This is a genomic window from Acidocella aminolytica 101 = DSM 11237, from assembly GCF_900129125.1.
Taxonomy (GTDB): Bacteria; Pseudomonadota; Alphaproteobacteria; order Acetobacterales; family Acetobacteraceae; genus Acidocella; species Acidocella aminolytica.
In genome coordinates this window covers 1-12,039 of sequence record NZ_FQVJ01000066.1, presented here as the reverse complement: position 1 = coordinate 12,039, position 12,039 = coordinate 1, and the positions used below count along the sequence as shown (strand labels likewise).

The 12,039-nt window shown below is 59.0% G+C and carries 12 protein-coding genes; all 12 read right to left on the bottom strand.

Going from position 1 to position 12,039, the window contains the following annotated elements; genetic code table 11:
• Positions 1 to 538 (bottom strand): hypothetical protein (locus tag BUB54_RS19100; RefSeq protein ID WP_217652556.1); only part of this gene is annotated, 538 nt, incomplete at its 3' end.
• Positions 528 to 1,703 (bottom strand): type 4b pilus protein PilO2, encoded by a 1,176-nt coding sequence (gene pilO2 / locus BUB54_RS19095; RefSeq protein ID WP_048878794.1) that lies wholly within the window; start codon positions 1,701 to 1,703, stop codon positions 528 to 530. The genes BUB54_RS19100 and pilO2, both read right to left, overlap by 11 nt.
• Positions 1,700 to 2,299: a type IV pilus biogenesis protein PilP gene (pilP, locus tag BUB54_RS19090; RefSeq protein ID WP_048878793.1), complete on the bottom strand. Its 600-nt coding sequence runs from the start codon at positions 2,297 to 2,299 to the stop codon at positions 1,700 to 1,702. Before pilP ends, pilO2 begins: the two co-directional genes overlap by 4 nt.
• A 17-nt stretch (positions 2,300 to 2,316) precedes the next feature.
• Positions 2,317 to 3,936, bottom strand: a complete 1,620-nt coding sequence (locus tag BUB54_RS19085; RefSeq protein WP_048878792.1) for a secretin N-terminal domain-containing protein — start codon at positions 3,934 to 3,936, stop codon at positions 2,317 to 2,319.
• Positions 3,933 to 5,831, bottom strand: a complete 1,899-nt coding sequence (locus BUB54_RS19080; RefSeq protein ID WP_082075646.1) for a TrbI/VirB10 family protein — start codon at positions 5,829 to 5,831, stop codon at positions 3,933 to 3,935. Before BUB54_RS19080 ends, BUB54_RS19085 begins: the two co-directional genes overlap by 4 nt.
• Entirely contained in the window at positions 5,824 to 6,246 is a 423-nt protein-coding gene (locus BUB54_RS19075; RefSeq protein ID WP_048878791.1) for a hypothetical protein, read from the bottom strand. The genes BUB54_RS19080 and BUB54_RS19075 overlap by 8 nt, the downstream gene beginning before the upstream one ends.
• Complete coding sequence (trbG, locus tag BUB54_RS19070) at positions 6,246 to 7,145, bottom strand: P-type conjugative transfer protein TrbG (protein WP_048878790.1); 900 nt, start codon at positions 7,143 to 7,145, stop codon at positions 6,246 to 6,248. Before trbG ends, BUB54_RS19075 begins: the two co-directional genes overlap by 1 nt.
• Complete coding sequence (gene trbF / locus BUB54_RS19065; RefSeq protein ID WP_082075645.1) at positions 7,145 to 7,876, bottom strand: conjugal transfer protein TrbF; 732 nt, start codon at positions 7,874 to 7,876, stop codon at positions 7,145 to 7,147. Before trbF ends, trbG begins: the two co-directional genes overlap by 1 nt.
• Positions 7,877 to 7,971: 95 nt before the next feature.
• Complete coding sequence (gene trbL / locus BUB54_RS19060; RefSeq protein WP_048878788.1) at positions 7,972 to 9,135, bottom strand: P-type conjugative transfer protein TrbL; 1,164 nt, start codon at positions 9,133 to 9,135, stop codon at positions 7,972 to 7,974.
• A 131-nt stretch (positions 9,136 to 9,266) separates the two neighbouring features.
• Complete coding sequence (locus BUB54_RS20570; RefSeq protein ID WP_139285012.1) at positions 9,267 to 9,488, bottom strand: EexN family lipoprotein; 222 nt, start codon at positions 9,486 to 9,488, stop codon at positions 9,267 to 9,269.
• Entirely contained in the window at positions 9,488 to 10,186 is a 699-nt protein-coding gene (locus BUB54_RS19055) for a hypothetical protein (protein ID WP_048878787.1), read from the bottom strand. Before BUB54_RS19055 ends, BUB54_RS20570 begins: the two co-directional genes overlap by 1 nt.
• Positions 10,167 to 12,039 (bottom strand): VirB4 family type IV secretion/conjugal transfer ATPase (locus BUB54_RS19050; protein WP_073212023.1); only part of this gene is annotated, 1,873 nt, incomplete at its 5' end. The genes BUB54_RS19055 and BUB54_RS19050, both read right to left, overlap by 20 nt.

Here is a 12,039-nt window from a genome sequence, read left to right as displayed (position 1 = left end):
GGCCATATTCTTGCACGATCGGCCCGCTTATCTGAGCGTTTTGCGTCTCTAGCGGGGTGAAGCTCGCATCCTTCACGACCGCGATCCCCTGGTAGAACGCGCGGATGATCGCCTCGCCTTCCTCTTGCGTCAGGCGTTCCGCGACGCGCAGCTCGCCCTTCACACGAAACTGGACCTCAGTGTGAGATCCCCGCAACAGGATATGAATGTCAGAGGCCGTGTAGCTTGCACCGCGAGCCAGTATGTTCATGGCGGCTTCACGATTTTCGAGGGCTGCGTCATTTCCCGACGTTGTGGACCTGACAACCGGACGCAGCCCGTTACGCCGCCACTCCACAATCTCATCGAGATCGAGGGCAACCACATCGAATTTCACACCACGTTGACGGCAGCGATCCAGCCAGGTCAGCAGCAGCGGGTCGGCTTTCCGGCGGGGTTCGACATAGAGTTTCAGCGTCGCGGAATCGATCGCAATAAATTCGCTCAAATGATCTGGCAACGCCGGCAGATCACGACCGATACGCGCATCACCGTCCATAAATCATCCCCTGAATCGACCAGCCATCCGGCTTTCTCTGTAAAAACGTCAGGCGTAAGCCTGGTATCTGATCGAACCCTATGCCGAACGGCGCCACCGGCAGCGTGAACGCCACGGATTGCGCCGGGATCGGAGGTGGTTTCGTGGTGTTTGTTGACCCTGGCAGACGAGGCGGCGTAGGTGGTGCCGAGATTTGCGCTTGCACGCCGAGCGGTTGCAACAGGGCGTAGAGTGCGTTGTCAGAAGCCGCTAAGCCCTGCGCATCGTCCGCACCATGGGGTAATGCAGGCCAGGAGATCGACTGAACCACACTATTTCCATCGCCCGATAACGCGCCGGGTGGCCGCTGGGATACCGTGGCGCCCGTGTCGCGCTTCCAGGTCACGGTCGCACTTGTGGCGCCGCAGGCAATTCCCGCGTTGACCCAGCCATCATCAGACACGTCCACAGGGCCAATCGCAGCCGCACAGGCCGCCAGCCAGTGATCCGGCGTCGGTGAACTCAGCAATGGCGAAACCGCTTTCTGTTCGGCAAGGATACGCGCCCGCTCAGCCGCGAGCGCTTCCAGGCGATGCCGTTCCACAGCTTCAACATGACGGTGCCAAAGCCATACCCCTCCGGCGACAACCAGCATCGCCGCGATGCCCGGTAAAATCACACGCCATGGCGAAACCGGCTCCACCGAACGAACCGGCACAAGGGCATCAGAACCGCGCGCGGCTTCCAAAATCGGCAGGAGATCATTGCCCAACGTGCCCTTGAGGTATTTCCAGTCCGCATAGTTTTCGTGACGCTGGCGGGCTTCTAGAATCGTCTCATAGCTACCAACAACGTCACCATCCGGAAGCACTGCCTGGCCGTCACGAACCGCCAGATACCACCAAAGGTCATCGGAAAGCTGATAAATCCCGAGCCACGGCTGTTCCTGCGACTGTGCGATTGCCGCTGCCAGAGAAAAAATCCGCTTCGGCTTATCGCTCTCGACCGCCGGACAAAAACCGGCCTGGATTACCTGACTGGTGCCCCGGACCGCCACCCAATCCGCGCCGAGATCCTTGGCGTCCTCTCGAAGCTCAGCGAGCTTCGGGCGATCAGCAAATGAACGCCAAACAAGCCCCGCAATCCATTGCCGGTCGCCGACCTTGATGATTTTGGCGATTGTCATTGACCGGCGCCAGGCAAAGACAGCGGATAAGCGAGTGGGAGGGGCGCACTCACGGGCGAGGCGGGCTCCGGCGCTGCTTGTGGGCTGGCCTGGGGGGTGGCTTCGGTGCTGATGAACGGCAGCGGCAGCAAATTGCCTGCCTTCATCACCCGGACCCCTGAGGCGGTCACATCATGGACTGTCAGGCCATCCCCAAGGCCGAGGCCAGGCGTCGCCACGATCTCGCCGCCATCGGGCATCATCAGCACGGCAGACAAGCGACTACCTCGCCCATCGATCGAGACGACGCGCGGCATTGACGCTTGGGGTGCGGGCGCAGGCGACGCTGGTTGCTGCGGCTGCCCATAGCCAACGCCAGGAAATCCGGTTGGGGTGGCGGCCGACGAACCGCTCCCACTCTTACCGGCATCTGATATACCAGCCTTGAGTTTGGCGATTTGAAGTTGCTGTTTGAGCACAGCGATCTGATCATGCAGCGCATCGAGCTGGCTGATCGTGGTGCTCGGCTGTGATGCCGACGTGGGATCGGCAAGGCCCAGCGAAGGAGCCATCATCAACATCGATGAGGCCAACAGAAGGGCGGTTTTACGCACCATGATTTTGTCTCCCTTGCTCACAGCGACCGCGCACTGACAACGATCGCGATCAGGGTTTTTTTCACCTGCGCGTCGCCGCCACCACCGAGGAATGCAAAGAACGGCGTGCCAACGCCATTGTTTGTGGTATTACCATCGGCTTCTTTGTAGCCGGTGATCATCAGCGTGCTGCCCGAGCGCAGCGACGCCGACTGATTGACGACGGTATCTGTCGTCGTGGGTACCTGAATCGAGGCTCCGCCGCTGCTCACCGTCTTAAGGTTGACCAAGGACGAGATCGTCATATTCATGCCGAGCAAAATTCGATTGCCAACAACCCGCGGCGTCACCGTTCCGGTAAAGCCCGTTGTCACCGTTCCCGGTATCAAGCCCGTGGTGCTGCCTACATTCGCCGCCTGGTTGATCTGGCTTTCCGCCAGATACCCGGTTTGCTGCGCCACCTGGATTGCGGCGGGTTCGCCATTCAGCGTGACCCGCGACTGGCTGAACACTTGGCTGACATGACCAAGCGTCGCGAGTGCCTGCACGGCTGCTTGCGTGCCGGCAAACTCACCCGCAGCCCCTTGCGCCGTGCTCAGGATGGACGCGCCAAACGAGAAGGTCGAGCTTCCCGAAGCCACCGCTGGGGCTGGCGCACCGGCCAGAGACAGGCCAAACGACTTGGCCGCATTCTGGAATGCGAGCGTCGGATTGAACCCATAATTCTGTTCGTTCGTGAGCTGAACATTGTAGATATGGATCGTGATCGCGACCTGCTTCGAGAGCGTTTGCTGTAAGGTCGAGACCCAGCTTGCGACCTGGCTAACCTGATCAGGCGTTCCCGTCACGGTAATCGTGCCGGACGACGCATCCGCCGTCACCTTGGCGCCACCACTGACGGCCTCGGCTGTTTTTTCCATCCCCTTCCAAATGTCCGTTGTGGACTTGTTCGTGATCGAGGTATCGCCGTTCGAGCTATTGCCGCCGGAGCTTCCGCCCCCGCCCGAACTCAACCCAAGCGCCCCGGACGAGCTGGTGGCGCCCGCGCTGGCGACGATCTTGCTTTCCGTCGTTGTTGTCGTCGGCAAAGCTGGAATCAAAAACGTCCGTGACTCGATCTTGAATAGTGTGATCACGCCATCCTTAAGCCGCCACGACAGCCCGGCGCGGGCGGTAATCGTATCAAGCAGGCCGCGCAATGTGCCGTGATAGCGCAGCGCTAAAGACGGCACCTGCACGGTCTCTCCACCGCTGGACGCGGCCGAGAACAGCGCCGCCGGAGGCGGCGGCAGCGCCCCGGCCGTTGCTGCGGCAGGCAAGGCCGGAATGGCGTCAAGCCCGCTCGACGGCATCGATAGACCCGTGACCCGCACAGGCACCCCGGTTATATCGGTAATCCGGCCCGCCAACTCTCGGATCGAAAGCGGCTGGGCCGTGACCAGCGTTACATTTTCAAGAAGCAAGGGGTTAGGCGGGGGGGCGATCTGCACAGGCGGTCCCATCAGGAACGGCGCGGGCGTGGTCTGCACCACCTTTGGATAATAAGCCGAAGCGCCTTGCGCTTCCGCGTTTGCCTTGGCGTTCATATCCGCGGCTTGATGGAATGTCGCGCAGCCGGACAAAGCCGTCGCGGCGAGTAGGATTGTCCAGCGTTTCATTGATTAACTCCAGTCACAACGAGGGTGTGGTTGCCGCGATAAAATGTGGCGTGAATGGGTGCGCCTTGGGCCGCCAGATCTTCGATGACCTGGCTCGCCGCGCCGGAGAACGTGCCCTGGAAGTTGCTGGCGCGCGGAACCGGCCAGTCCTGCCCGACATTCCAGATGACATGCCAACCGGCGCTTTCACCCCATGTGCTGATCTGACGGCCTACGAGCTGGCCCGCAGGCAGCGACCAGGTGGGGGGCGGCGGGGGCACGGGCGGCAAAGACGTGGCCGCCACTGCATTCGGCGGAACCGGCAGCGAGGGGACGGAAACAACGCCGCTAAGATTGCGGGGTGATGGCGGGGTCGCCGGTAATGTTCCAAGCAAGGATTGCGGCTTGCCCGACGAACGACTGGCGGCGCCATTATCCGCTGACGCGACAACCAATTGCTGATGTGAAAGATGGTTATGTTGTAGAGGCTCCGCAATCCACATCGTACGGTTGGTTTCCGGCGGTGAATCGTTGCCCGCCTCGCTCGACAATGACGCGACCGATTGCCACGGCTTAATAACCAGATCGCGCGTGATCATCACGTCAAATTTGTAGCCCTGCCGGATTTTAAGCGTCGGCGCGATGCCAATATCCCGGTTAATCAGGTTTTGACCGGTCTGGCCAAGCTGCTGCCCGAGCGAGCCGGCGATGACCTGCTGACTCGAATAGGTGCTGCTCGGCGATGCCTGCGGCTGGGAAAGCTGCACCCCGGCCGAAAAGACCGACATCAGCAACGCATCACTGAATATCCGGAAATAGTGATTATTCACCTGGTCATGAAAACCGGCATAGCCGCTTGGGCTTGACCCCGGCATTGAATCGATATCGAGGCTCGATCCGTCCGGATAAATAATGCGGTTCCAGACGACGAGCACACGGCTTTGGCCGTTTGCCACCTGATCGTCATACGTGCCGATCAGCTCGGCTCCCTGCGGCACTAAAACCTCTGATCCGTCCGGGGTGTTATAGACATTGCTGGCTACCCGCGCGAGAATCTGGCCCGGCAGATCACTATCAATGCCCGTCTCCATCACGGCTGGAATCACGCTGCCAGCGCGGAGAACGTTCGGCGATATCGGCGCTTCGCGGCCTGTCGGCAGATAGTCCGGATTACCGCGCAGCTTACCGAGATAGGACGATTTTTGTGCAGCCGAAAGAGCGGCAGAGTCGCCCGCCGATCCACCATCGAAGGAGACCGCCCCATTACCGACGCCACCATCGTTTGGCGTCACATTCTGTCCAGGCGTCGCGCCGCTGATCATGCCCGCGAGCGGGTTGCCATCATCAGGCGGCGTGAATGATGCTGGTGTGATCCTTACCGCTCCAGCGGCGCCAGAACTGCCGCCGCTGGATGCCGCCAGACCCGACGAAAGGGCGCGGCGCCGCTGATCGGTCAGCTTTTGTGTTTGCTGTATAACCCCCGACACATATTGCACCCAGGCTTGCTGCACGAGTTGCTGCGTTGGGCTCACGGCTGCGGTTTGGTTCGCCAACGCCGTCGTTTTGTCGCCGGGGCTTGTTCCGCTTTCTGCTGGTGTATTTTTTGGTTTGGTTGAGGACGGAGATGCCCCACCGCTTTCCGCGATCAATTTCGCCATGATGGCGGAAGATGTAGCGGTCGAATCATCTCCGGCACTTTGGTCCGTAGACGATACCGATGTTGCCGGAGGCGGTTTTTTTTGTACCCGAACATATGTGCCGTCGATAATAACGGCGGTTCCGGCCGCAACCACGACGAAACCAACAACCGCAATCATAGGTGATAGGCGGCGGACCTTGGATGATGTTCTTTTTTTCGCGGGTGTTAACCCCATCCCCACATTCGCAGGCTTTGGAGACGGCGCGTCATCACTCATCGGCTCGCCCAACCGTTATCGGCGACACCGGCACCAGCTTACCCGCCTTATCCGGCTGATAGGCCCGTGTCAGCACTTCATTATTGGTCCAGACGCGCAACAGAACTGATTGATCGAAGGACGAAACCGCATAGCGAACATTGACGCCAGCGTGACTTGATACACCAAAACCCCGTGCGCGCAGGGCCGCGTCCAAGGTATCCTCAAAACTCTTTCCGGCCGATCCCGGTGCCGGCTGCAACATCACTATGGTTTGCGCGGGCGGTAGCGCATGAGCCACCAACCCGGTCAGGTTTGCTGCAACCTGCTGATTTTTGATCGACGGCGGCACAGACACAAAAGACCCCGAACCCATCGTAGTCGCGCAGCCGCTCAGCCCGAGCATCGCGACCAACATCGCCTGTCGCGCCCGCATCAGAACCTCCGCCCTGTATATGTAATCCGCACCGCTTGCTGGTCCGATCCTACACCAGAAATCAGTTCGGCCTGCGTCAACACGCGATCGACAATATAGACTGACCCGTTGACCCGATAATTGACAAGTTCGGTTTTGCCGTTGCTGCCAAGCGCGAGCAAAACCGGCGCCGTCGTGACCAACATTTTGTCCGGGAAATCGATGTAGGTTTTGGTGCCATCGGTATAGACCCGCACCGGACGCCAGCCGGGATTATCGCCATGCAGCCGATAATTGAAATCGAGCTTCGCCACCGACTGCCCTGACGGCAGCACATTGTCTGTCTGTTGTTGATCCATCTTGGCGTGATAGGCCGCCCATGCGGCCTGCACATCGCTGGGATATTGGAAGGCCACTACCGGCATCCACCGCTGCCGATCCGAAATGAGCTGGATCGTGTAGGTTCGGCGATTGGTTGAAATTACCATGTCCGTTGAAAGACCAGAGTTCACCGGCTTGATCAAAACATGCGTGACCGCATCAGCCCCGTCTCCACTCACGGCAGGGATCGCCTGCCATTCGACTGAATCGCCGATATTGATCTGCTTCACAACTTCGCCGGGTTGCAGGCGAACATCGCAGACGCGCAACGGCGCACACACCAGCGTTGGCAGTGTGGCCCCGTACAAAAATTGCACTGCGCCGTCACTACCTGGCGTGGGTAAATTCCGGGAGGATGACCACGCCTCAGATATCCGGAGTCCGGCTGCGGCCTTATCCCCGAGGGGCACGACTTTATTGCTCAGTAGCGGGATCGGAGGAGGCAATTCATTCGGGTTAATTGCTGGCACCGCTTGTTGCGCCAGGGCCGAGGCCGGCACTATCATACAAGCGGCTACGATGGCCCAAATATTACGCATCAGTTTACGCTCCGCGACCACGAGTAATTCGTGATGTAAATGCCCATGGGATTCTTCATGATGGCCGACGCGGAGGCCGGCGGCTCGATTTTAATCGTGACGATCGCGGACCAGTTCTCGGTATCGTCAGTGCCGTCGTGACGGCCACGATCATCTTCTGTCCAGGTCACGCGATAGACGTTCGGGGATATCGGCAGAACATCATGCACATTGACGGACACCGCATCGTCATGGCCGCGCTTGTAGGGGTTATTCTGTTGAAGCCATTGATTGAGGGATACAAACGCCTGGCTGTCTGGCGCGATCGAGGTATAGGCATCGGCGAGAATTGTGGTTTCCGCACGAGGATCGTTGAATACCGAGCGAACATCAAAAACCCAGCGCGCGAGCTGAGCCGCGATAACGCGCCCATCCTCAGGCGGCGCTTCGGTCAACGGCGCAACGGCAACCGCATCACCCAGCTTGTTCACGCGCACGACGAATGGCACAAACCGGCTTTGTGATGACCGATAGCCTGCCCATCCAACCGCGACGAACGCGACGGCCAGCGCACCAAGGGCGACCATGCGCCATTGCGCGGCTTGCTTGACGAAATCGCCATAGCGTTCATTCCACTCGCGCCGACCTGCTAAATAAGGGCTGGCCCCATCAGACGATGGGGCCAGCTTGTCGAAGTCTGCCGAAGTTTCCTGAAAAACTGGCGGGTGCCGACGAGTGAGAGGATTACGCATGGTCTATACCTTACGATAGCGGGCGGAGATTGTCACTATGCTTTCGCATATTTACGGCGGAAAGTTATCTTTTCATCGGCTATAGCGCACGCCATTTATGGGTCCGGTGTCAGGCGGGGAACGTCGGATTTCGAGGTGTTTGCACTACGAATGCGCCGCGCCATCCGCCCGCCCATCGTGCCGCCACGGGATGCCGGATCGCCTTCTAGGCGGCCCTGCATATCCGCCATTGCGGCACGCCCAAGGATGCCCGCCGTGCGTGCCATCAATTGCCCCCGGCCCATGCTTGCACCGCCGCCACTGGATGCTCCGCCAGCGCCGCTTTCGCCCGCTCCGCCGCTCGCGGCCGCGCCCAATGCACCAGCGGCACCCTCACCGCCACTAGCGGCTGAGGCTAATTGTGCGGCCTCGCCCGCCGCGCCCGCGAGGCCGGCACCGCCCATTGCCATCGATGCAGCCCCTGCCGCCGCGCCTGCAAGCGCAGCCGTCAGTTCTCCGCTGGCGCCGGTGGCCGCACCACTAATCACGCTTTGAATGAGATCAGGGATCTTTTTGACAAGCGCCACAAACACCACAGCGGCGCCAACCAACGACAAATCCGACGCCAACGTCGCATGAAGTGCATTAGCTGCGAATGTCTGAATTACAGACTGACCAATTCCCACAACGATAAGCATGACAAATAGTTTTGTTGCCACCGAAATGACGTAGTTGATCATTTTCATCATATAGCCGCTTGTCCATCTGGACGGGCCAAGACCCATGAACAACATCCCGATAACAACTGCTATCTTAGATTCGATAACGACGAATAATATGTCCGCTGCAATCGTCGCATACATGAAAATAATGACTATGGCACAAATCACCATCGCAATATCCGTTGGTATCGCCGACAGCTTATAAATTAGACTATTTATGACATCCGTGCCTATCTGCATTCCCGACGCAAAGATATTGCCTGCATTAGCGGCCGATCCACTGGCCGCTATAGATGCTGCATCGCGCAATCCCGTTACGACATCATTTGCTAATGAGCTGAAATTCGTCAAAAGATAAAAGAGAAACCCGATTGACACGCCCTGTTGTATTAGTTCCACGAGCCAATCGGCGATGTCGCCACGCCCTAGAACAAGTCGTGAGGCTGACCAACCGAGTTCGATGGTTGCCAGAACAACAAACAACTTGACTGCCAAGCTCTGTAGATGGGCAGCCATTGGCGCTGCCGCTTTATTATATACGTTAATGATTTCGTTCATTACATCGGCAGGCGCGAGGCCGGCTGCATAACTTCCGGCGGCCGACGTTGCTGCGTGTGCCGATCCTGGTAGGGTTAAAACCCATACAGAAACAAGGAACACCGTAATGCCCAATATGTGGCGCCGGTTCATCAGTCATTTTCTCCATTAAATTTCACCGGCGGTGCCGCCATGATACTACGGGCCTTTGCTTCTGAGGCTTTATTACACAGCGAACTATTATTATCCGGCGCGCAATGTTTCAGCACTTCTGAAAGCTGCTGCGGGTGGTGCTCATACCACGAAACACTGTGGCTTTTGTGACAGCCAGTAAGCACACTCGCGACGACACATAATAAAACAAGGTTTTTCATTAATCGTTCTCTCCGTTAAACGTCACGGGAGGCGCCGCATCTTCTTGCTGCGCTGCGGCGGCACCCTCTTGTTCACTTAAGGCAGCTTGCTGCTGCGCCCGGTCCGCACTCGACAAGAGCGCGTTCTGTTCGGTGAGCTGGCTCGCGACATTGCCGACGAGTTGGTTTGTGGCCTGGATTGCCGCCGTTGGCCCCGGAGCGCCAGCCGACGCATTCTCCGCCGAAGTGATTGAGTTCGATATTTCCGGCTGCGCTTGCGCAATCTGATCCTGAATCTGCATCGCGCTGGTAATCGCCTGCCGATTCTGCACCTGCATCGCGGCGATCGCCGACTGCATCTGCATAGGCGTTTGGCCGGTAAAACTTGTCGGATAGGACTGGTTTAGATTACTGAGCAGACCAGCGCTGGTTTGCTGGATGCCCTGAATCTGATTGATCAAGCCCGAAGTCTCGCCCACGACAGGCAACAGATTGCCGAGCGACGATTGCGGCAGGCTTTGTAACATCGCGCGCTGCGCCTGCAATTGCTGTTCAAGATTACTAATCTGCTGCGCGCCTTGGCTCACTTCTTGGACAAGCTGCGCGTAACTACCGGCATCAAACACGGCCATCTGTGCAAAAGCCGGGCGGGGCACGCCGGCCAACACCACCACCGACACCGCCGCTATCGTGCCGCGCTTAATCCAGGTATTCATCATACCGCACTCCCTCCTGCCGTAACCAATGCAATGCCCAGCCTTCACGATCACGCGCCGCCAGCGCCTTGACCGCCTCCACACTCGGCTTATCGCTGACCGTCACGAAGGCCCGCGCCACCGGCCCCAGGGCCAAATCAATCAGGCGACGGCCTTCCGGGCCAGTGACGTAATACTCACGCTTCCGCTCGGCCTGGCGCACAAGCTGAATTTCGGTCTCATTGAGGCCAAGCTGACTGTAGAACTCCATGATCCCGTCCTTCGCCGCCTCGGGGTTGGGCAACAGGATCACACGCGGGCAGGACTCCCGCAGCACATCCATCATTCCCGAGCGCTGCGCATCTGAGAGCGATTGTGTCGCGATGACCACGGCGCAATTCGCCTTGCGCAGCGTTTTCAGCCAATCCCGCAGCTTCTCGCGAAACACCGGATGCCCCAGCATCACCCACGCCTCATCTAGCACCAGCAGCGCCGGTTGCCCGCGCAAACCTTTCTCAAACAACCGGAAAAGATAGAGCAGCGTCGGAATCACCGCGCGCTCGCCCATCTCCATGAGATCACCAATTTCAAAAACCTGGAATTGAGCCGAGCCATAGAGCTGATCCGCTTGCCCATCGAGCAGCGGTCCCATCGGATGCGTCAACGTGTAGAATTTCAACGCATCCCGAACATCGGCGTCCTGAACCGTCGTGACAAAATCCGTCACAGACCGGCTGCCGGCATCGCGGAGCAGATTCAGGGCGCGGATAATCTCATTGCGCTGCGCGGGCGTACAGGCCGCATTGGATTGAAGCCGGTAGCATGTCTCCACCCACTCACTGGCCCAAGCGATATCCGCCTCACTCGACAAATCCCCCAACGGACAAAGCATCCCCGAGGCCCCGCCATCGTCTCCATTGGGGTTAATCTCGAAATGCTGGCCGCCAGCGGCCAGCACCGTCGCCAGCATCGACCGGCCCTTGTCAAAGGCCACCACAGTTGCCTCCGGATACCGGAGAAATTGGATGGCAACCGTCGCCAGCAACACCGATTTACCAGCACCCGTTGGCCCGAAGATCAGCGTGTGACCAAGATCATCGACATGCAGGTTAAGGCGGAAGGGCGTTGTGCCACCCGTCGCCGCATAAAGCAGCGGCGGGCTTTCCGCCGGATAAAACGGACATGGCGCGAACGGCTTACCCGCCCATACGCTGGATAGGGGCAGCAGATCGGCTAGATTGAGTGTATGTATCAATGGCCGCCGCACATTCGGATAAGCATGGCCTGGAAGCGTCCCATGCCATGCCTCGACGGCATTCGCCGCCTCGATCCGCGCCGCAAAGCCGAGCCGTCCAACCTCGCGCACCACAAGCCGGGCCTGTTCTTCCAGATCATCCCACCGCGGCCCGGTCATCACGATGACCGGCGTGTAGTAGCCATAGGTCACAAGGCCGCCCTCGGCATGGCCTCGCGCGCGCGAGGTTTCCGCCGCCATTTGCACCGCATCCTCATTGACTGGCGCATTCTGGATTTTCAGCAATTGCGCCTTGAAGTCGCGAATTTTGAAGGCCCAGCGCTTGCGGTATTTTTCTAGCTCGCTGGTTGCTTCGCGCGCATCCAGGAATATGAACCGAGACGACCAGCGCGTGCTCATTGGCAGCCCGTCCAGCAGATCCAGGATGCCGGGATGCGATTCAGCCGGGAAGCCTTCAAGGGCGACCGAGCAGATATAATTCTCGCCCAATTTCGGGGTTTCCCCCGTCCAGAAATCCCGACCGCCGATCACGGCATCCAAATAAAATCCAGGCAGGTTCAGCGACGCGGGTTCGCCCGTCAAAGTCGAATAGAGATGATCGACCAGGCCATCGCGGCGTTGA